We start from the raw sequence: 19,693 nt of genomic DNA, 5'->3' as shown, positions 1-19,693 counted from the left end.
TTCCGACAGACTTGAGTCAAAAGTTGCTGTTTTTTTACCACTCAAAAATAGATAAATATTTCAAACAAATCATTCATATAATGTTTCCATGTACTAAAAACGTACAGCCCAAGCCTTTGATTTGCCAGCTTTTGCTTAAATCTATCTTTAAAGCCATATAAGTGATGGTTTTCATTGACTTGGCAAGACTCGCCGTCAAAGGGCCAGCATAGGTTCAAAATCACAACAAAGATGCATTTGCGGCCATTTTATGGTTAGCTGGCGCAGTTCAGAAAAAACTGCATGGAACTTTAGCAAATATGGATGGATTTTTGTTGATACTGGCGATCGCCGTGATACTGATTTATCTCTGGTATGTCAGCCTGATAAAAAAACGCAACACGGCCCGTGAAGCCCTCTCCGGCATAGATGTCCAGCTCAAGAAAAGGGCCAATCTGCTGCCCAATATTCTCACCATAGCCAAGCGCTTCATGGACCATGAAAAACAGCTGCTGACCGAGATCACCGAATTACGCACGCAACTGACCCAAAGCTACAATCCGGCCGACACAGATGCGGTAAAACAACATCTGGATTTGGCCAACCAGCTCAACAGCCGTGTCGGCCAGTTGATGGTGTCGGTAGAAAACTACCCTGAACTCAAGTCAGACAACACCATGTTGCAGGCAATGCAGACCTATAACGAAGTGGAGGCCCATATTTCTGCGGCGCGGCGCTTCTACAACTCGGCGGTCACTGAGCTCAACAATGCGGTGGAAATTTTCCCGGGTTCAATCATAGCCTCCATGGCCAAGGTGCAGGCTCTGCCCTTCTATGAGGCGGATGAAAGCGCCAAAAGTCCGGTCAATGCCGGCGACTATTTGAACTGAGACAGAGTAAAAGATTGACCCGTGAATATTATCACCTTCCTGATGGGGGCCAAGATTTCCCCGGTACGCCCGGGAAAAGGCTTACAGGCCCCCAGCGAAGACCTGCCCAAGCTGCAGCAATACTATCGCCAGCATATACAGCCCAAGGCCAGTAAGTATGAAAGACTGAGGATCAAGAGCCTCAAGCAGTGCCGAACCCGGGTAGCCCTGTTTGTACTGACACTTGTGGTGACTCTGCTGCTGGTTTGGCACTATTGGTACGACCTTATGTACTACAGTTCCCTTGGCCCGGAAGCTTCGTTTGCCCTCGCCCTTACCCCGGTTTTGCTGATGTTTTTCTGGTGTAAGAAACCCATCAAGGCGTTTCAAACACAGGTTAAAAAAGATCTGTTCCCGCTGATCTTCCGCTATTTCGGCGACGACTTTACCTTTAGTCCCAACGATGGTTTACCTCTGCGACCATTTCGTGATGCCGGCATTTTGCCCAAGCACGACATAGCGCATTCCAGTGATTTTATTACCGGTAGCTATAAACAGGTCGAACTGGGGATCAGTGAATTAGTGCTGAAGTCAGAATATCGGGATAGCAAGAATAAGAAGCGTACCAGCGAGGTATTCAAGGGACTGGCCATGACCTTTACCGTGCCACAAAACTTCGGCTGCCATGCGGTATTGATCCGCGACCGCGGCCTGCTGGGGAAACTCTCTTCCAGCTATTCGGGGCTGAAGCAGATGAAGCTGGAAGATCCTGTGTTCGAGAAAGAGTTCGATGTCTTCGCCGACAATCAGATCAATGGCCGGGTGTTGATGAACCCCTTGTTTATGGAGCGTTTGCTGGACTTGAGCAAGAAGTTCGGCCGGGATCTGCGCTGCGCCTTCCACGGCAGGCAGCTGTTGATCCTGTTTCCCAGTAACAAGGATAGATTCGAGACCGCCTCCATCTTTGAGGGAGCCACCTTCGAAAAGGAGTTCAGCCAGATCCACGGTGAAATGCAGCAACTCTTTGCTATCATTGACATATTGAAACTGGAAACACGGGCGGGTTATCAGGCGTGAAGCACACTTCCGGCCAAGGACTCATCTCTTTGCTACTCTGGCTGCTGAGCTCGGCGCTGCCCTTTGCTGCGCTTGCCGGCACCGAGATACCTATGCCTTCGAAAGAGGCCACTATGGGTGAAGAGCATTCAGCCGTAGGAAAAAAGCCTTCAGCTATAAGTAAAGAGCCTTCAGTCATGGGTGAAAAAATTTCAGCTTTGACTAAAGAGCCTTCGACCAAACCCCGTATAGTGGCGCGTTACTCCGAACACGGCATCAGTGACAGCAGTCTGCCGAAGCGTAAAGTCTATCAGTACCGCCAGGCCAACGGTGTGATGGCGTTCAGCGACAAGCCCCCCGGCAGCCAGGAATATCAGATCATTCTCTATGATTGTTTCGCCTGCCGACCAGACTCCAAGGTAAACTGGCAGGCAATCCCTCTGTTTGACAGTGACTATGCCGCCGAAATCGCCCTCGCCGCCCAAACTTACAATCTGGATCCTGCGCTAATCCGGGCGGTGATCCACGCCGAGTCGGCCTTCAACGCCAAGGCCCTGTCTCGTACCGGCGCTATGGGGCTGATGCAGTTGATGCCGGATACCGCCAAAGAGCTTGGTGTCAGCAACGCCTTTGTGGTATCACAGAATATCGATGCCGGTAGCCGCTATCTGGCGCAGATGCTGGCCCGTTTCGATGGCGATATGACCCGGGCGCTGGCGGCCTACAATGCCGGCCCTACCACAGTGACCCAATATCGCGGCGTGCCACCCTACCCGGAAACCCGCGCCTATGTGAAACGGGTGAAAATTTTGCTGGAGCGCTACCGCAATTTGAGCCGCGCCTGAGAGGCGCAACAACAAGGAAGTGAAGATGTTTAACCTCAAGTCCCTCGGCCTTTGTGCCTGTCTGCTGATGCCCTTTTCCAGCGTAATAGCCTGTGATGACAGCCAACTTGGGCCAGTTCCCGCAACCGCCGAAGCGATAGCGGCAGTTAAGCAAGTCATGCAAAGCCACAAGGGCGAGCTAGACAACAGCATGAACGACGAGGAGATGCTGGATAAGGGCAGCCAACTGACCCGCACCATCTTCTGTGAGGCGGGCTACAGCCTCAAGGCCACTTGGGCCGCCTGGGCTCAGGATCAGTGGAACGAGCAGCCGGCTTACGATGGCCCCAACGGCATGGCGCTGCGCAATATGATGAGTATCAGTGCCTATTTGATAGAGACTAATCCGCAGCAGGCGCTGGCGCTAGGGCTCGTAGATGAGGCGACGCTGGCCGAGCTGAAAGCACTGTCGGAATAACTCACCACAGTCGCTATCACACAGTCGCTTAGACGCCGTAAAGGCCACTGTTAACAGGCCGGTCCATTAGTACACAGCTCGGTATCCGACTTAGTACCCAATTAATACCCAGTGACCCGGCCAACTGTTTTTATGATGGAACCAAGCTTACTCGCCCACTTCCCAGGAGACAGTGACGCTGCCGCCACCCTGATTGAGCCTGGGATGGAGCCAGGCCAGCAGCTCTTCGGCCTGGGTATCCAACTGCCATGGCGGGTTGATGACCCACAGACCCGCCGCCGTCATACCGAATTCATCCGAATCCGGCTTAATACTCTGCTCTATCCGTAACTGGCGCCGAATGCCGCTGTCTTTCAGCTTCGTCAGCATGGCTTCAGTCTGGGCCCGATTGACGACCGGATACCAGAGCAGATACACCCCGGTGGCAAACTTGCGATGAGCTTTTATCAGGGTATCGGCCACATCCTGATAGTCACTCTTGAGCTCATAGCTGGGATCCACCAGCACCAGTGCCCGACGCTCCAGTGGCGGCACGGCGGCCAACAGGCCCTGCAGACCGTCGCCGTGAACCAGCTTCACCTGACGGGCACCTTCAAAATACTCCTGCAGCAATTCGACATCGGTATTGTGCAGCTCGTGCAGCAGCATTCTGTCCTGCTCTCTAAGGTGCATATCCACTATCGCCGGAGATCCGGGATACCAGGCCAGCTCATCAGTGGCCTGCTCCTCGTTGCCTTCGTTGAAATGGCGCACCGCCTCCAGATAGGCTGTCATCGCCTGCGGCACACTCGTTTCCTGCCAGAGCTTGCCTATACCTTCCAGATATTCCCCTGTCTTTTGGGCGAAATCATCTTCCAGCGCATAGCCACCGGCACCGGCATGGGTATCGATATAAACCAAAGGTTTATCTTTCTTCTGCAACAAGCTCAGCGCCTGCAACAAGATGGAATGTTTGAGCACATCGGCATAGTTGCCGGCATGAAAACCGTGACGGTAGCTGAGCATGGGTTCCCCAATGACTGACGGGTAAATGACCGCGGCATTATAGCTGCTCTGCCTGCGAGTTGCAGCCGAACGTATTCAGTCAGGTTGGCATTTGGCATAATGGCGCCAATTCAGCCAAGGACTCAAACACAGTGAAGCAGCCAAGCCATAGCATTTATTTTGATACCCGGGAGCCACGCCTGTGCGCCATTGCCGAGCGCTGGGGCCTGAAGCATTCAGAAGACTCTGTGTTTGCCTTGGGGTTTGAGCAGGAGATGCTGACCCTGTTCAAACGTGACGAACCCAAGCTTGGCGGTATCTGTGTCGATTTTGTCAGCGGTGCCGTGGCCCACAGACGTAAGTTCGGCGGCGGCCGTGGCCAGGCCATAGCCAAGGCGGTCGGTCTCAAGCAAGGCGCCTGCCCCTCAGTGGTAGATGCCACGGCCGGTCTTGGCCGTGACGCCTTTGTGCTGGCAAGCCTTGGCTGCCAAATGACTCTGATTGAACGTAACCCCTTGGTGGCGGCGCTGCTGGAAGACGGTCTCAGCCGCGGTTATCAGGACAGCGAAATCGGCCCCTGGATGCAGCAAAGAATGACGCTGCTGCACGACTCCAGTCTGGAGGCGTTGAGCCAGATAAGTCCGCAACCGGATGTGGTCTATCTGGACCCCATGTATCCCCACAGAGACAAGTCGGCATTGGTAAAAAAAGAGATGCGGGTATTTCAGACCCTGGTCGGCGCCGATACCGATGCCGACGGCTTGCTGGCCCCGGCGCTGGCACTGGCGAGCAAGCGGGTAGTGGTCAAACGGCCGGACTACGCCGAAGACCTGGCCGGGGTTAAACCCAGCACTGTTATCGCCACCAAGAAAAACCGCTTCGATGTCTATGTCAAAGCGGCGATGAACTGAGTCGACAAGGAACATAGAGCCGCGCCATTTTGTGGCTCGCCGCATATTTTGCTCCGCACTTTTGGGCAAGACTTATCGGATCCGCCCCATAAACAGAGTTCAGGAAATATCACAATGCAGTTAAGGATGATGTTTGTATGTGTTTTGATGGGAATCTTTCTCTTTGGCAAACCAGCTATGGCCGCAAGCGCTAAGCCCGAGACAGCTGCAGCCACAACTGCGGCGCACAAGCTGAACAGTTTGGATGAGGAGGGTCTGTCGCCACTGATGCGAGCTGTATTGGATGGCCAACTGGACTCGGTAAAGCAGCTGATTGCTCAGGGCGCTGACATCAACCTTGAGAACCCTGCCGGCTGGAATGCGCTGTTGATGTCACCCACTCCTGAGATGGCAAAGCTGCTGATTGAACAAGGCGCCGATATTCACGCCAGTAGTCAAAATGGTTTCAACTCTCTGCTGGTTGCCGCCAAGTTGGGGGATCTGGCCCTGATCTCTTTTCTGCTTGAGAGAAATATCGATATTAACGCCTCAAACCAATATGGCTGGACGGCTCTGATGGTGGCCGTCGAGTTTGGCCATCAGCAGGCGATCTCTTTGCTGCTGGAGAACGGCGCCAATCTCAAACAAAAGAATAACGGCGGCTGGGGGTTACCGGAGATAGCGGCCCACAATAATCATCTGGATATCTTCAAGTCATTATTGAATAAAACCGGCCAGGTGCTCTCCAAGGAATATGCCGAAGAGATTTCCATCATTGCGCTCAAAAACGGTGCCACAGAGATTTTGGATTACCTGGTAAAACAGCAAAGAGTCACCCTTGGCAACAAGGAGCTGATGCTCAAGACGGCCGTATCGGCCGGCAGCCTGGCTTCGGTTAAGTACCTGGTATCCAAGGGCGCCGACATCAATGCCCTACTGGTAATAAATGCCGAGCGCAGCAGTACACCGCTGATGATATCTGCGAATCGGGGCGACCTGGATATAGTGAAGTATCTATTGGATAAGGGGGCGAAACTCGAGACCCAGGACACAGACGGAGTGACCGCTCTCGCTTACTCCGTGCGTGATGACAACCTAGAGGTTGTGCGCTATTTGGTGGCCAAGGGTGCCAATTTAAATGTCAAGGGAAGCTATAAAGAAACCCTGATGCATCAACTCGTGGGCACAGATGATGCCAAAGTCTTTAATTATCTGGTGGAGAGTGGTGCCGACATTAATCAAACCAACGACTCTGGCAACAGCCCCTTGTATTACGCAGCTTGGTTTGGCCAGCTGGATTATGTCACTACTCTGGTTCGCCACGGCGCCAATATCACCAAACAAGATATTGAGAGAGCCGTTATGAGTAGCCAACTGGAAATAACCAGACAATTACTCGACAACGCGCCGCCAGGCCTTCTCACGGCTGAAATCTTGGTTGAGTTATTGTACTCGGCTGCGGGGAAAGAGAGCGTAGAGATGGTCAAACTCCTGGTTGAAAGAGGCGCCGACATTAACGGGCATTCTGGGAGTCGCCAGGAAACCGCTTTAATGGCGGCATCAATGTACCGACACCTGGACACGGTCAAATACCTTATCGGCATCAATGTCGATGTGAATGCCAGAGATAGTGACGGCCGCTCGGCGTTGATGTACGCCGCCAATCCGATTCAAGGAGCCGGTGAAAAAAGCAATCTTGAGGTGGTAAAGGCCTTGGTTGAGTCAAAGGCTGACTTGACCCTGGTCAGCCACTCGGGGGAAACCATGCTGGAGCAGATGGTGAGAACCAGTGATATCCAGGACTTTAACTATGTTTTGAGCAAGCTCGGCGCTGACATACTTCCGCAGGGCCATAAGGCACTTAAGCGTGCTATCAGCTACCAAAAGCAGGAATTTATTGATTCCCTGTCCCAATATGGGATCAAGCCTCCGGCGGAACAATAACCCGCATCATTACGCTTGAGGAGGCTCTGCTATGCCAAGCCTATGTTCAGCGGCAGGCACTTGTCAAAACCGCCCGCTTGAGTCAGCATCCATTTTGGTTGCAGCCCTGTGTGCTATGGGCGACACAGATAGAGCGGCAACAAAGCCAGAACCGGTCAGTTAAGATACAGGGCGGCTGCGGCAATCTGGTTTGGCCGGAACTCAGGGAGGCATGATGCTTAGAACCATACGCGACTATCTCAGACTACTGCTGTTCTTTGTGGGGGTGCTGGCGGGGATTCAGCTCCCCGGCTTTGTCGATCAATATGGCAAGAGCCTGCAGGCCCACCTGAGCGAGATCCAAACCCAATTGGCCGGGTTTCAGCGCGATGCCGACCGTTTCTTCGGTGGCGATCTGGATAAGCTTATCGCCCACTATGTGACCAACAAAGATCCGGTATTTACCTCCGGCGGCGACAAGCTCAACGCCATGGTAGAACGCCGCTCCGAGTTGCAGCAGGCCTTGGCCGACTTCCGCGAGAGTCTCTACAGCCCCTACCTGCAACTAGCCTTTGCGCCACAGGCGGATATCCGCCGCGAAGTCTGGGACAACTACAGCCACAATATTCTGCTCAAGGGCGATGCCATTGCCATTGGCCTACTCAGTGGCTTGCTGCTCGCAGCCTCGGCCGAACTGCTGCTCAGCTTATGCTGGCTGGCGTTGCGGACGCTGTTTCGGCGCCGGCCGGCTGCCGCCTGATTGCCCCTGTAGAATGTCTGTGTTTGTCCATTCCATTAACGGCTATGATGGTTTGTAATTCCCACTGAAAGGACAAATACCATGATTGCACAAGGTCAAGCTCTGCCGGATGCCACTCTGAGCCAACTCGCTAAAGAGGGCATGATCAACCACAAGGTTAAGGAACTGTTTGCCGGCAAGAAGGCCGTGCTGTTTGCTGTTCCCGGTGCCTTTACCCCCACCTGCTCCGAGGCTCACCTGCCGGGTTATGTGGTGCTAGCCGATGAACTCAAGACCAAGGGCGTCGATATCATTGCCTGTGTATCGGTCAACGATGCCTTTGTGATGAAAGCCTGGGGTGAAGCCCAAAACGCCGGTGAGATCATAATGTTGGCCGATGGTGATGGTGCCTTCACCAAGGCACTGGGGCTGGAAATGGACACTGGCGCCTTCGGAGGCTTACGCTCGCAGCGCTATGCCATGGTGATAGACGATGGCGTGGTTTCTTTGTTGAATGTGGAAGCGCCCAAGACTTTCGAAGTCAGCAAGGCCGAAACCATACTGGCGAGTCTCCAATAGCGACTCAGGCGGCTTTAATGCCGAGATTCTGTTCTATCTCGGCGACACCTGCAGCCACTTGAGAGGCAATTGCCTGCCCCTGCTCTGAGGCGGTGATCGCCTGGCTGCGCAGCTGTTCCATGGCGCTGGAGAAGGATTGCAGATGCGCCAGCTGTGACTGGGCATACTCAGTACCCTGCTGGGTCCCGCTCGCCATGGCAAAAGCCTGCTGTCTCACCTCCTGCGCCAGTTGTTTCAGGATCTCGGCTCTCTGTCTCTGCCTGTCGGTCGCCTCGGCTATGCCATCCATACTCTGCCCCAGACTCTTGTTGGCATTGGTGAGCCGATTGAGAATGGCACCTATCTCATCGAGCGAGCTCTGGGTGCGACTGGAAAGGCTGCGCACCTCATCGGCCACCACGGCAAAGCCTCGGCCCTGCTCACCGGCACGGGCGGCTTCTATGGCGGCATTGAGCGCCAACAGATTTGTCTGCCCGGCGATATTGCCTATCACGTCGATAATTCCCGCCACAGCCGCCACTGAATCATCCAGACTGGCGAGCGCTTGATGACACTCGGCAACGGCGGTGCGGGTTGAATCTGTAGCTTCCAGCATCTGCTGCGCTTCGAGTTCACTCTGGTGCATCTGTTCGGCGGTATTGCCGGCACGGGTGGCCAGCGAAGCTGAGCTGTCACTCACCAGTCCGGCCAATTCACTGAGCTCCAGCGTTTGCTGCCTAGCCTGATCCACCACTTGTTGGGTCTCGCGGGTACTGCCGGCCATTTCACTGATTTTTTGCACCAGGGCCGATAGGCTTTGGGAGATACGCGCCAATTGCTGCCGCTGCTGCTCATCCTCGGACTCGAAACGATTCAGCAGAGCATTGAAGTGGGCGGCTATCTGGCCGGTTTCACAGCGGCGACTGATATTGAGGCGCTCGCGGGTATTGGACTCACTCAGTTGACTGAAGGCGGCGTTGAGCAGTTGCAACGGCTTCACCACCCTGAGCTGCTGCAAAATCAAATAAGCCACGGCAAATAAGGCCAGCACCGCCAAAGCCAGATAGAGCCAAAGCTGCAGCTCGTGTTTGAGCTTGTCGGTACGTTGTTGCTGCTCAGCGGCCATGGTCAGCAAGTTCTGCTGCAACTTGTGCATATCGGCGCGCAGCGCATCCTGCATCTGACGGTTATCCAACAGTTGCTGCTCGGTATTGGTCACTTCCTTGGCGTAGCGACTGCTGAGACTCAGAAGTTCGGCGCGGTAGCTCTCGCCTATCTCCTCGCGCTCGGGTTCATCGTCACCCAGGGCAAATTCATCGGCCTCTACTGTGCGATAGAGACCAAGCAGTGGCAAGGCGCTGAGTCTGTCATGCCAGTCGGCCAATTGAGTTATGGTGCTGTCGAGGTAAGGCTTGAGTCTTTGCTCCCGTCCGAGCAGGTAATCCTGGGTCAGCTGTGACAACTGGTAAACCAACGGCGGAAGCTCCCGACTGAGCTGCAAGTATTCATGCGCCACTTGTGGCGCCGTTGCCAGCCCTTGATCGCCGTAATCCGCCAGGCGCTTGTTGTTGTCCAACATTTCGGTTTCGGCATGGGCCAACAGCTGCCTGGGATTTCCGGCCAACTTGCCGGCGGCGCGGTATTTGCCATCCAGAGCCGTCACCAATTGCGCCAGCTCCTGTGCCAACTGTGAATCTGCCGGCAAACGGTCATGAATATCATTGAGCTGGGCTCTGGCCTGTTCCAATCGCCCGGCATCGCCACTGGCGAGATACTTATCCAAATTGGCACGGATATCCACCAAAAATTCTTGCTGCAAGCCTTGCAGCGTCTGGCTCTGCAGTTCTGCCTCTTGTCTCTGTTCACTGCTCCAGAGCACCAGTGAGGCGAGCAAGGCCGCCAACAAGAGCAACAACGCCGAAGCGCCGAGAGAAAGGGTGGAAATCTTCATGGCAAACTGCGCCCAATTGATTGAACTGAGCGCAGTTTATGACTGGAGCATGACAGTTGAATGACAATCGGCAATAAAGCGTATGGCGTGTTAATCTCGCGGCAACCACACCTGAGCGTGCAGCCCACCCTGGGGGCGATTGCTGAGAATGACCTTGCCCTGATGCCTGTCTATGATGCGTTTGATGATCGCCAGTCCCAACCCTGAGCCAACGCTGCCGCGGGCGCTGTCACCTTGGGTAAAGGGCTGAAACAGCTTGGGGATCTGGCTCTCGGCAATACCCGGGCCATTGTCTTCCACACTAAAACCTATGCGGTGTTTTTCCACTTGGGAAGCGATACGGATCCAGCCGCGCCCATAGCGGAAGGCGTTTTCCACCAGATTGCCGATCACCCGCTTGATGGCCAGGCTCTGCATCGGCACTTCGGGGCACTCGGCCAGTACCAGCTCTATTTCACCGACTCTGTTACTCTCGGCCTGGGCCACTTCGCGGATTAAACGGTTGATCTGTTCCGGCTCGCGAATGCTCTCCTGATCCTGGCGGATATAGGCGATAAACTGATTGATGATGGCATCCATGTCTTCAATGTCTTTGACTATGCCCTCCTGCAGGTAGGCATCGTCGTCCACCATCATCTCGGAAGCCAGACGAATTCGGGTCAGGGGAGTTCTAAGGTCGTGGGAAATCCCCGCCATCAGCAGCGCCCTGTCCTGCTCCAGCTGTTTCATACTCTGGGACATACGGTTGAAGGCATTGGTCACTTCGACGAGCTCACTGGAGCCGGTCAACGGCAGCGGGTCAGGGAAATTGCCTCTGGAAACTGAGATAGCCGCCTTTTGCAGCCGCCGCAGCGGCCGGTTCTGTTGCCGGGCAAACCACCAACCACCGGCGACACTCAAGGCGCCTATCACCAGCAGATAGAGGTTAAGGGGCGACAGGGCATTTTCGTTCCAGCCATTGAGGGGAACCTTGATCCAGATAGAGGGAGCCTGAGGTGGGCGGATCCAGATCTGCAGCAGATTGCTCTGTGCAATACGCACTTCGGCCGGGCCACCGAGATATTCCGACATCTGGGCTGAGAGGAAACCATAGTAGGTCGCCCGCTCGATACCAGCTTCCCTGGCCTGTTTCTGGTTATAGACATGCATGCCATCGTCGCGCACCTTGGCATTGAGTGCATCCACTATGGTGAGGTGTTCACGGCCCACCTCGACCCCATCGACAAACAACAGATTGATCTGGCGGGCGATAAGCTGGTTGATCTGCTGGTAACTGGGCTTAATGAAATAAACCGTCACAGTCAAATAGGAGACCAGCTGATTGATCAGCAGCAGACAGCCTATCAGCATGACCGTTTGGCTGAAGGCACTCCTGGGCAACAGGCGTTGCCACCAGCGCAGCTTCATTTACGGGCGGCACCATCTGGCACAAACACGTACCCCAGGCCCCAAACCGTTTGGATATAGCGCGGGTTGGCGGGATCCTTTTCAATCAGCCGCCTAAGCCGGGAAACCTGAACGTCGATGGAACGCTCCAACGCCGAATAGTCACGGCCACGGGCCAGATTCATCAGCTTGTCGCGGGACAAAGGCTCCCTGGGGTGGGTCACCAACACCTTGAGCACGGCAAATTCACCACTGGTGAGGGCGATGGACTCTTCATTGTGGTACATCTCGCGGGTAGCCAGGTTGAGACTGAACTCGCCGAAACTGACCATCTCTTCCTGCTGCGAAGGCGCGCCGGGGATCTCCTGCACCTGACGGCGCATCACCGCCTTGATCCGTGCCAGCAATTCTCTGGGGTTGAAGGGTTTTGGCAGATAGTCATCGGCACCGAGCTCCAGGCCTATGATGCGGTCGACTTCATCGCCCTTGGCGGTCAGCATCACTATCGGCAGTGGGTTGCCCTGTTGTCGCAAGCGGCGGCAGATGGACAGGCCATCTTCTCCCGGCAACATAAGGTCGAGCACCAGCAGGTGAAAGTTCTCCCGCTCCAGCAAGCGATCCATCTGCTCTGCATTGGCGGCGCTGCGTACCTGATAGCCTTGTTCCATCAGATAGCGCTCCAGCAAGGCCCGCAGCCTCATATCATCATCGACAACCAGAATCTTGGAGGTTTCTTGTCCCATGGGCTATTCCTCGAGTGCCAAGCCTGAAACTTGCACAATAGTATCTGAAAAAGTGGCCAAATATCTTAAATTTAGCCATTTTGATACCAAAAATCACCCGAGACTTTGTAACAGTAGTTGATCTTCTGTTGCACCTCAGTGAGAACGGGCCAAGTCGGCGGCCGTGAGGCTGACCCCTTTAATCTGGGCGAAGAGCGACATACCGGGTTGCAACGCCAGCTCCTCAAGGGCCCAGCGGGTAATATTGGCCCACAGCGGCATACCCGCCAGCCTCAGCCTGAGCTGCACATAGTCGCGGCTGTCGACCCGGCTCACCTCTTCCAGGGTTACCGGCAGGATATTGCGAATACTGCTGCCGCTCGGCACCTGCAGGCACACAGAGACCTGGTTGCTGTGAACCCGCACCCGTATCGGCTTATCCTGTTTGGGCAACAGTTCATTGACCCACAAGCTGTTGCCATCGGCGAGCTGCAAACGGGTCATGGCATATTCGGGATGACTCTCGGCCACAGTGGCATGCAGCAAGGAGCTTTGCTCCTGAGCACTGAGCCAGGGTCTCAGCTCGTCACTGTCCCACACCTGTTCCAGCGGGCCACTGAGGACGCAGCGGCCCTTGTCCAGCACCAGCATCTGATCCGCCAGTTGCAGAATTTCATCCAGACTGTGGCTGACATAGATAATCGGCAGCTTAAGTTCGGCGGTGAGCCGCTGTAAGTAGGGCAACAGCTCGCGCTTGCGCGGTAAGTCGAGCGATGCCAGCGGTTCATCCATCAAGAGGATCTCTGGGCGGGTCAGCAAGGCCCGGCCTATGGCGACCCGCTGCTTTTCCCCGCCGGAGAGGGTAAAGGGAAAACGGTCGAGCAGTTTCTCCAGCCCCAAGAGTTGTACCACGGTATCAAACTCGCGACTGTCTTTATCCTTGCGGCCATAGTTGAGATTGCCGCGCACCCGATAGTGGGGAAACAACCTGGCATCCTGAAACACAAAGCCGGCGTTACGCCGCTCAGGCGGCAGATTGATCTTCTTTTCTTTATGAAACAGCCAGCGCTCTCCCAAGCGGATCTCACCGGCATCCGGCGTTGCCAAACCGCCGAGAATATTGACCAGCGAGGTCTTGCCGGCGCCCGAGCGGCCAAAGACGGCGCTGACCCCGGAGAGGGGTAATTCTGTGTCAACATCCAGCAGGGTTTGCCCCAGCTGTTGCCTGATAGCGATTTTCAGCATTGTCCCAGCGTCCTCTGTTGCGCCCGCTTGCTGAGCCATTGGGAAGCGATCAGCGAGGCCAGTGAAATCAATATCGCAATCACACACAGCCTGGCGGCCTCGGCCTCGGCGCCCGGGGTCTCGATAAAGGAGTACATGGCCAAGGGAATGGTGCGGGTTTCACCTGGTATATTGGAAACAAAGGTAATGGTGGAACCGAACTCCCCGAGGCTGCGGGCAAAGGCCAGCACCATGCCCGAGACTATGCCGGGTGCGGTCAGCGGCAAGCTAATGGTGAAGAAGACCTTGAGCCGGCCGGCGCCCAAGGTGCGCGCCGCCTGCTCCAGACGCACATCCACCCCTTCGAGCGCCTGACGAATGGCACGAACCATTAACGGGAATGACACCACCGCAGCTGCCAGTGCGGCGCCGCGCCAGCTGAAACTAAAGCTGAAGCCAAAAGTGTCATAGAGCCAGCCACCGAGAAAACCGCTGCGGCCCATGGAGACCAGCAACAAATACCCTATGACCACAGGTGGCAGCACCAGTGGCAGATGGATCAGGCTATCGAGCACAGACTTGCCGGGGAACTCCAGCCGCGCCAGCACCCAGGCACACAAAATGCCGAGCGGCAGGCTGCAGAGCACGGCCACAGTGGACACCTTGAGACTGAGCAGCAAGGCGGCCACTTCATAGTCGGTCAACAAGCTCAAAGTCAGGATCTCAGTTTACGCCGAAGCCGTATTTGGCAAATACCGCCTTGGCAGCGTCGGACTGCAGGAATTGATAGAAACCTTCGGCGCCTTTGCTGTGCTCTTTACCCACCAGTGCCATGGGATAGCTGATTGGCTTGTGAGTCTCTTGGGGGAATACCGCCAGCTGTTTTACCCCTTTGGCCACTTTGGCATCTGTGGAATAGACAATCCCCAGAGATGACTCGCCACGTTCGACCAACGCCAAGGCGCCGCGAACACTATTGGCTCTGGCAAGCAGAGGTTCGGCCTGTTGCCACAAACCTAAATTTTCCAGCGCTTGCTTGGCATAGCGACCGGCCGGCACATGATCAGGATCGCCAACCGCCATCCGGCTGTTACCCAATGCCTGTTTGAGATCCCAGGAAGCCGAGATTTCAACCTGGTTCAGCGCACTGCTTTTCGGTGCAATCAGCACCAGCGTGTTACGCAGCAGAGTAACCCGGCTGCCGGCGTCGATGGCCTTGTTTTCATCGAGATAGTCCATCCATTTCTGGTTGGCCGACAGAAACAGCTCGGCGGGCGCACCTTGGGCAATCTGGCGTGCCAGCGTCGAAGAGGAAGCAAAAGAGAACACGGTTTCAGTGTCATGCTTGCGGTCATATTCGGCGCCCAGTTCATTCATGGCATTGGTGAGTGAGGCGGCGGCAAAAACGGTAACTTTTTCCTTGGCACTGACGTTAAAGGCCAACAACAGCCCCAGAGCCAGGCTCAGGGCAGGACGGAACAGGGACTTCATAACGACTCCTTGATGAGATATATGCACTATTTGACACTGCCAACGTTATATACATAGTTATATAACGATAAGCAAGCCTGTGATCGTCAGTGAGTGATCCCTGTGGTCTTTATCAGCGCAATAAGGGAGAATAACCCCGACACTGATAAGGAATATGCCATGGATCTCAAAGCCCTGTTGACTCTCAACAATGCCGATAAACTGTTTGCCAATCCCAAGCGCATTGCGCTGTTGAAGCAGATACGCATTACCGGCTCCATCAGCCAGGGAGCCAAACAGGCGGGCATCAGTTACAAGGCGGCCTGGGATGCGGTCAACGACATGAATCTGCAAGCCCCTCAGCCTGTGGTCAGCAGTGAAAAGGGCGGCAAGGGCGGTGGCGGCGCCAAGTTGACCGAGTTTGGCGAGCGTCTGCTGAAGCTCTACGAACTGATGGATCAGATGCAGGACATGGTGCTCAAGGCGCTGTTGGATGCGGCCGTTCCCATGGATAACCTGCTGGATCTGATGGCACACTTCTCGCTCAAGACCAGCGCCCGCAATCAACTGGCCGGTGAAGTTATTGCGCTCAAGGATGATTCTCTCAATGACAATGTCAGGGTCAAGTTGGCCGGTGGACAGGAGATAGATGCCGCCATCACCCATGCCAGCACTGACAAACTGGGGTTGCATATCGGCAAGAAGGTATTGCTGCTGTTCAAGGCTCCCGCTGTCAGTATCCACTCGCTGCAGCAGCCCCTCAGCAGTGGCAACCGCCTCAAAGGCCAGTTGTTGCAAATCAAACGCGATACCCAGCGCAGCGAAATTACCCTGGATATCGGCGGCAACGACCGCCTCTACGCTTCGGTATGTAACGACAGCATTGAGGGCTTGCCATTGGCTCTGGGCGATCATCTACAAGCCTGCTTCGAGCCGGGGCAGACACTCATCGCCTGTGTTAAATGACAAACAAAGGCATCCTGTTTATCCCATTGGCAAGAAGGCGCACTTGCAAGCACGCCTGAGTTCTGTAAATCTTCTGCATTATTGGCATCGGCGCCTGGCGCCATCAGCAGTTGACCGAATAAATCGATGAAAGCCCATTTGATTACCCGTAAGGGCTGGGAAGCCCTGGATAAAGAACTCAAATACCTGTGGAAGGAATACCGCCCCGAGATCACCCTAAAAGTGCAAGAGGCCGCGGCCCAGGGCGATCGCTCCGAAAACGCAGATTACACCTACAACAAACGCTTGTTGCGGCAGATAGATCGCCGAATCCGCTATCTGGTTAAACGCTTGGAAGAGTTGAAGATTGTTGACTACTCACCGCAGCAGGAAGGAAAGGTGTTCTTCGGTGCTTGGGTCGAACTGGAAAATGACCAGGGCACTGTGGTGCGCTACCGGATTGTCGGCAAGGACGAGATAGACACTAAGAAAGGCTATATCACTATAGATTCCCCTATGGCCAGGGCCCTCATAGGTAAACAGGTTGACGATGAAGTTCAGGTGCAAACTCCATCAGGGGTCAAAGAGTGGTACATCAATGTGATCCAATACCAAGCGTTTGAAACAGAAACGCCAGAATAATCTCAATTTAACATTTTGTTATTGATAAAAATCCCTTGAAAAGGGTAGACTCCACCTGTTTGGCTCGAAGATGTGCAGGGAGATGCCTGCCGGGCCAGATTATTCAGCTTTCAACAAAGGAACAAGGAAGTGCAGACTCTCAGCAAATCCGATAAGAGTTATGGCGTAGCCGTGTGTCTTTCAGGCATTTTCGGCATCTTGGGCATACATCACTTTTACTGTGGCCGTATACTCCATGGCCTGTTCGATCTCGGTCTGGCAATAGTAGGTATTACGCTTATTTCAACCGACGAACCTACGTTGGTATTCACTGGAATGGCGGTACTTGCAGTCGATATTATCCACACTGTGATAGTCACTTTTATGTTACTGGTGGGAAGCTACAAAGATGGGCAGGGTAAGCTGATCACTTACCCGGGACAAAAGTTAACTTAAGGACAAACAATGACAATCGAAAATGAGCAACTGAGCGACAAGGGTTTCGTTCCTACTCTGCTGCTGTGCTTCTTCCTGGGTGGCTTCGGCGTACACCGTTTTTACACCGGCAAAATCGGCACCGGTCTGCTGATGTTGGTGACTCTGGGTGGCCTGGGTATCTGGACTCTGATCGACTTCGTTCGTATCGCCATCGGTAGTTTCCGTGACTCCGAAGGCCGACTGATCAAGTCAGCCTGATCCCTGAATGCCAGTGGTGCAAGCCACTGGCATCCATACTCACTCCTGCGAAAGCACTCTTCCCTTACTTAGCATCTCTTCCGCTTCCTGGCGTTCTTGCTCCCTTTGTGCCTGGGTGGTACATCTTCTGATCGGCATTCTTGAACCCGTCACTGTGACTTTTTCACAGCGATAACCATCACTGCGCTCCACATCTGCTTGAGCCTGCTGCGTTTCATTAGTACTGCTGCAAGCTCCCAGACAAAGCACCATAACCACTGCGGGAATACATCCTTTCATTAACTTTTTCCTGTAAAATTCTGCTGTCATTGCCAAACTACACAATTAATCGACAAGCAACAATTACGTTTCATTTGTCCAACAATGGCAAAGATACAAATTGGTGCGGCTTATTCGTTGCCAAAGCATCGACTATATTCGGCTATAGCGCGTTTTATCTGAATCTTGGCCCCAAAACCAAAGATCCATTTTTTAACATAAGTTGCGCGCCAAACCAGCATGGATACAAAGTGTCACATGGCAAAACTAAAATCCGCATGATGACAGTTTCACCCAAGAGGAATCTTATGACCCGCTTACTGATACTACTGCTGTGGCTGTTGCCTGTAGGCATAATGGCTGCACCATTTTCCGGTGAGTTGTTAATAGACAAGGCTTGTCCGCTGTTTCAATCGAAGAACAAGGGCACTAATCCCGGGCAGCTTTACAGCAGCCCAGGGCAGAGACTGGTGATAGTTGAGCGCCTCGGCCAAGACTCTCCCTCTTGGTTCAGGGTCAAGACCTCGGCGGTGCAATCACCACTGCGCTGGATTGCCGCTGATTGTGGCCAACTGCAAGCAGGCGCAATGCCAACTGAACCTCAAACCAAAAACGCCTGCAACCTGGCCGACAAATACGATAGCCATCTGCTGGCTCTGTCGTGGCAAAACGCCTTTTGCGAGTCAAGAGGTTCAGGTAAGGCCGAATGTCGCAGCCAGAGCGCCGATCGCTTCGATGCCAGTCATTTCAGCTTGCATGGCTTATGGCCCAATAAGCGTTCCTGCGGTATCAGCTATGGCTATTGCGGCAAGGTCAAACACAAGCCCGATAACTTCTGCGCTTATCCCGCCATTGAGTTGAGTGAAGCCTTATCCCAACGCCTGGGGCGCGTGATGCCCAGTCACGCCTACGGCAGCTGCCTGGAGCGGCACGAATGGTGGAAACACGGCAGCTGCCGGGATGAAAGTGCCGAAGCTTATTTTTCATTGGCACTCAGGCTAACGGCAGAGGTGAATCAGGCAACGCCCTTGCTTAATCTGCTGCAGCAAAATATCGGCACAAAAATAGCGACCGCTTCTTTGAGACAAGCGTTTCAGCAGAGCTTCGGCCCAGAGAGCGGCCACAAGCTGAGTCTTAAATGCCACCAGGGCATGCTGACCGAAATTCAACTCAGCCTTCCAGCCAAGATAGATAACAGCAATCTGAAGGCGCTGCTGGCGCAGGCGCCCAGAATTGCCCCAGGCAACTGTGGCAACTATATGCTCATCGATGCCGCCAACTGAGAGATTAGAGTGCCATTGTCAGCCGAATAATGCTGAATACAGCTCCCTGTGGGTCGTTGATCACCGCAAAGCGCCCCACATTGGGAATATCTGTTGGCGGCACACAAACCTTGCCGCCCAGTTCGGCCGCCCGACTGGCCATCACATCACAATCATCAACACTGAAATAGATCATCCAGTGGGGCGGCACATCGCCCCACAGCTCTGTCATTTCCAGCATGCCGCCAATGCCTTCATCACAACTCTCGCCATTGAGTAACCATTCTGTGTATTCAAAGTCGGCAGCGTTCTCACTGCGGCGCATCTGCCAGTTGAACACCTTGGGATAAAAAGTTTTGGCCAGTTCGGATTGCCGACAGGCGAGCTCTACCCAGCACAGAGTATTGGCTTCCCATTTACGTCCGGCACCAGGATGTTCGACACCTTGCCAAACCGAAAAATGGGCCCCTTCCGGGTCAGTAAACAGGGCCATTTTACCTGCGCTGCCAACTTCATGAGGGCCCATCAGAAGCTGGCCTCCGGCGGAGCTGACAGCTTCGATACACGCATTAATATCCTCCACCGCGAAATAAACCGCCCAGTGGCTGGGAACACCCTGCTGCTGCAATTCGGCGGGCAATTGATACATGGCACCTATATCCTCATGGGCCTGCTGCAACATGGTATAGGCGCCTTCCGGCATGGGGATATCTTCGGCCTGCCAACCAAAGAGTCGACAATAAAAGTGCTTGGCACTATTCCAGTCCTGCGTCCCCAACTCGACCCAGCAGGGTTCACCATTTCTGTATGCTGTAATCTTCATTACCCGATTCCCTTTCAATGTGAAGCTGTGGAGGC

22 protein-coding genes are annotated in these 19,693 nt (G+C 54.3%); 13 read left to right on the top strand and 9 right to left on the bottom strand.

The genetic code is table 11. The annotated features are described in order from the left end of the window. Positions 1–299: 299 nt before the first annotated feature. From E1N14_RS00570 to E1N14_RS00555, 4 genes are all read left to right on the top strand, one after another. Positions 300–869 (top strand): LemA family protein, encoded by a 570-nt coding sequence (locus tag E1N14_RS00570; protein ID WP_025010793.1) that lies wholly within the window; start codon positions 300–302, stop codon positions 867–869. 21 nt (positions 870–890) lie between these two features. Further along, the gene (locus E1N14_RS00565; protein WP_025010794.1) at positions 891–1,925 is read left to right on the top strand and encodes a DUF3137 domain-containing protein; all 1,035 of its coding nucleotides are present in this window, start codon (positions 891–893) and stop codon (positions 1,923–1,925) included. Between the two features lie 176 nt (positions 1,926–2,101). Continuing rightward, positions 2,102–2,749: a lytic transglycosylase domain-containing protein gene (locus E1N14_RS00560; RefSeq protein ID WP_081782944.1), complete on the top strand. Its 648-nt coding sequence runs from the start codon at positions 2,102–2,104 to the stop codon at positions 2,747–2,749. Between the two features lie 25 nt (positions 2,750–2,774). Next, positions 2,775–3,206 (top strand): hypothetical protein, encoded by a 432-nt coding sequence (locus E1N14_RS00555; RefSeq protein WP_062793578.1) that lies wholly within the window; start codon positions 2,775–2,777, stop codon positions 3,204–3,206. 147 nt (positions 3,207–3,353) lie between these two features. Here the strand turns inward: E1N14_RS00555 and E1N14_RS00550 are convergent, their stop codons facing one another. Continuing rightward, positions 3,354–4,211, bottom strand: a complete 858-nt coding sequence (locus E1N14_RS00550; protein WP_025010798.1) for a 23S rRNA (adenine(2030)-N(6))-methyltransferase RlmJ — start codon at positions 4,209–4,211, stop codon at positions 3,354–3,356. Positions 4,212–4,342: 131 nt separating this feature from the next. Between E1N14_RS00550 and E1N14_RS00545 the strand changes: the two genes are divergently transcribed. From E1N14_RS00545 to E1N14_RS00530, 4 genes are all read left to right on the top strand, one after another. After that, entirely contained in the window at positions 4,343–5,101 is a 759-nt protein-coding gene (locus tag E1N14_RS00545) for a class I SAM-dependent methyltransferase (RefSeq protein ID WP_037437101.1), read from the top strand. A 177-nt stretch (positions 5,102–5,278) separates the two neighbouring features. Beyond that, entirely contained in the window at positions 5,279–7,024 is a 1,746-nt protein-coding gene (locus E1N14_RS00540) for an ankyrin repeat domain-containing protein (protein ID WP_168429419.1), read from the top strand. 211 nt (positions 7,025–7,235) lie between these two features. Further along, positions 7,236–7,763: a DUF2937 family protein gene (locus E1N14_RS00535; RefSeq protein ID WP_240905009.1), complete on the top strand. Its 528-nt coding sequence runs from the start codon at positions 7,236–7,238 to the stop codon at positions 7,761–7,763. Between the two features lie 81 nt (positions 7,764–7,844). Further along, a complete protein-coding gene (locus tag E1N14_RS00530; protein ID WP_025010802.1) occupies positions 7,845–8,321 on the top strand; it encodes a peroxiredoxin in 477 nt (158 codons plus the stop codon). A 4-nt stretch (positions 8,322–8,325) separates the two neighbouring features. Here the strand turns inward: E1N14_RS00530 and E1N14_RS00525 are convergent, their stop codons facing one another. The 6 genes from E1N14_RS00525 to modA form a co-directional block, all read right to left on the bottom strand. Further along, a complete protein-coding gene (locus E1N14_RS00525; protein WP_062793576.1) occupies positions 8,326–10,251 on the bottom strand; it encodes a methyl-accepting chemotaxis protein in 1,926 nt (641 codons plus the stop codon). Between the two features lie 90 nt (positions 10,252–10,341). After that, a complete protein-coding gene (gene envZ, locus E1N14_RS00520) occupies positions 10,342–11,658 on the bottom strand; it encodes a two-component system sensor histidine kinase EnvZ (protein WP_044733425.1) in 1,317 nt (438 codons plus the stop codon). Then, positions 11,655–12,380, bottom strand: a complete 726-nt coding sequence (ompR, locus tag E1N14_RS00515; RefSeq protein WP_025010803.1) for an osmolarity response regulator transcription factor OmpR — start codon at positions 12,378–12,380, stop codon at positions 11,655–11,657. Before ompR ends, envZ begins: the two co-directional genes overlap by 4 nt. A 135-nt stretch (positions 12,381–12,515) precedes the next feature. Beyond that, positions 12,516–13,604, bottom strand: a complete 1,089-nt coding sequence (modC, locus tag E1N14_RS00510) for a molybdenum ABC transporter ATP-binding protein ModC (protein WP_025010804.1) — start codon at positions 13,602–13,604, stop codon at positions 12,516–12,518. After that, the gene (modB, locus tag E1N14_RS00505; protein WP_028780857.1) at positions 13,598–14,290 is read right to left on the bottom strand and encodes a molybdate ABC transporter permease subunit; all 693 of its coding nucleotides are present in this window, start codon (positions 14,288–14,290) and stop codon (positions 13,598–13,600) included. Before modB ends, modC begins: the two co-directional genes overlap by 7 nt. Before the next feature lie 16 nt (positions 14,291–14,306). Next, a complete protein-coding gene (modA, locus tag E1N14_RS00500; protein ID WP_037475203.1) occupies positions 14,307–15,074 on the bottom strand; it encodes a molybdate ABC transporter substrate-binding protein in 768 nt (255 codons plus the stop codon). A gap of 159 nt (positions 15,075–15,233) precedes the next feature. On the opposite strand from modA, the gene E1N14_RS00495 reads away from it, so the two are divergent. The 4 genes from E1N14_RS00495 (at position 15,234) to E1N14_RS00480 (ending at position 17,315) form a co-directional block, all read left to right on the top strand. Beyond that, positions 15,234–16,019, top strand: a complete 786-nt coding sequence (locus tag E1N14_RS00495; RefSeq protein ID WP_025010805.1) for a TOBE domain-containing protein — start codon at positions 15,234–15,236, stop codon at positions 16,017–16,019. Positions 16,020–16,145: 126 nt separating this feature from the next. Further along, complete coding sequence (gene greB, locus E1N14_RS00490) at positions 16,146–16,640, top strand: transcription elongation factor GreB (protein WP_025888206.1); 495 nt, start codon at positions 16,146–16,148, stop codon at positions 16,638–16,640. A 129-nt stretch (positions 16,641–16,769) separates the two neighbouring features. Beyond that, the gene (locus E1N14_RS00485; RefSeq protein ID WP_025010806.1) at positions 16,770–17,075 is read left to right on the top strand and encodes an NINE protein; all 306 of its coding nucleotides are present in this window, start codon (positions 16,770–16,772) and stop codon (positions 17,073–17,075) included. A gap of 9 nt (positions 17,076–17,084) precedes the next feature. Further along, the gene (locus E1N14_RS00480; protein WP_025010807.1) at positions 17,085–17,315 is read left to right on the top strand and encodes a TM2 domain-containing protein; all 231 of its coding nucleotides are present in this window, start codon (positions 17,085–17,087) and stop codon (positions 17,313–17,315) included. 39 nt (positions 17,316–17,354) lie between these two features. Here the strand turns inward: E1N14_RS00480 and E1N14_RS00475 are convergent, their stop codons facing one another. After that, on the bottom strand, positions 17,355–17,594 hold the full coding sequence (locus E1N14_RS00475) for a hypothetical protein (protein WP_025010808.1): 240 nt from the start codon (positions 17,592–17,594) through the stop codon (positions 17,355–17,357). Between the two features lie 287 nt (positions 17,595–17,881). On the opposite strand from E1N14_RS00475, the gene E1N14_RS00470 reads away from it, so the two are divergent. Further along, positions 17,882–18,856, top strand: a complete 975-nt coding sequence (locus E1N14_RS00470) for a ribonuclease T2 family protein (protein WP_025010809.1) — start codon at positions 17,882–17,884, stop codon at positions 18,854–18,856. 4 nt (positions 18,857–18,860) lie between these two features. On the opposite strand, the gene E1N14_RS00465 is transcribed toward E1N14_RS00470, so the two are convergent. Continuing rightward, positions 18,861–19,658, bottom strand: a complete 798-nt coding sequence (locus E1N14_RS00465) for a VOC family protein (RefSeq protein ID WP_062793575.1) — start codon at positions 19,656–19,658, stop codon at positions 18,861–18,863. Positions 19,659–19,693 lie beyond the last annotated feature (35 nt).

It is taken from the genome of Shewanella algae (assembly GCF_009183365.2).
GTDB classification, from domain to species: domain Bacteria; phylum Pseudomonadota; class Gammaproteobacteria; order Enterobacterales; family Shewanellaceae; genus Shewanella; species Shewanella algae.
Note: the sequence above shows the minus strand (reverse complement) of the source record. Positions and strands in the feature narration are given on the sequence as shown.

Coding starts and splice junctions, on each gene's coding strand:
- E1N14_RS00570 (WP_025010793.1), top strand. CDS start 300: ATGGATGGATTTTTGTTGATACTGGCGATCGCCGTGATACTGATTTAT.
- E1N14_RS00560 (WP_081782944.1), top strand. CDS start 2,102: ATGGGTGAAAAAATTTCAGCTTTGACTAAAGAGCCTTCGACCAAACCC.
- E1N14_RS00555 (WP_062793578.1), top strand. CDS start 2,775: ATGTTTAACCTCAAGTCCCTCGGCCTTTGTGCCTGTCTGCTGATGCCC.
- E1N14_RS00550 (WP_025010798.1), bottom strand. CDS start 4,211: ATGCTCAGCTACCGTCACGGTTTTCATGCCGGCAACTATGCCGATGTG.
- E1N14_RS00540 (WP_168429419.1), top strand. CDS start 5,279: ATGGCCGCAAGCGCTAAGCCCGAGACAGCTGCAGCCACAACTGCGGCG.
- E1N14_RS00535 (WP_240905009.1), top strand. CDS start 7,236: ATGATGCTTAGAACCATACGCGACTATCTCAGACTACTGCTGTTCTTT.
- E1N14_RS00530 (WP_025010802.1), top strand. CDS start 7,845: ATGATTGCACAAGGTCAAGCTCTGCCGGATGCCACTCTGAGCCAACTC.
- E1N14_RS00525 (WP_062793576.1), bottom strand. CDS start 10,251: ATGAAGATTTCCACCCTTTCTCTCGGCGCTTCGGCGTTGTTGCTCTTG.
- envZ (WP_044733425.1), bottom strand. CDS start 11,658: ATGAAGCTGCGCTGGTGGCAACGCCTGTTGCCCAGGAGTGCCTTCAGC.
- ompR (WP_025010803.1), bottom strand. CDS start 12,380: ATGGGACAAGAAACCTCCAAGATTCTGGTTGTCGATGATGATATGAGG.
- modC (WP_025010804.1), bottom strand. CDS start 13,604: ATGCTGAAAATCGCTATCAGGCAACAGCTGGGGCAAACCCTGCTGGAT.
- modA (WP_037475203.1), bottom strand. CDS start 15,074: ATGAAGTCCCTGTTCCGTCCTGCCCTGAGCCTGGCTCTGGGGCTGTTG.
- E1N14_RS00495 (WP_025010805.1), top strand. CDS start 15,234: ATGGATCTCAAAGCCCTGTTGACTCTCAACAATGCCGATAAACTGTTT.
- greB (WP_025888206.1), top strand. CDS start 16,146: ATGAAAGCCCATTTGATTACCCGTAAGGGCTGGGAAGCCCTGGATAAA.
- E1N14_RS00480 (WP_025010807.1), top strand. CDS start 17,085: ATGACAATCGAAAATGAGCAACTGAGCGACAAGGGTTTCGTTCCTACT.
- E1N14_RS00475 (WP_025010808.1), bottom strand. CDS start 17,594: ATGAAAGGATGTATTCCCGCAGTGGTTATGGTGCTTTGTCTGGGAGCT.
- E1N14_RS00470 (WP_025010809.1), top strand. CDS start 17,882: ATGACCCGCTTACTGATACTACTGCTGTGGCTGTTGCCTGTAGGCATA.
- E1N14_RS00465 (WP_062793575.1), bottom strand. CDS start 19,658: ATGAAGATTACAGCATACAGAAATGGTGAACCCTGCTGGGTCGAGTTG.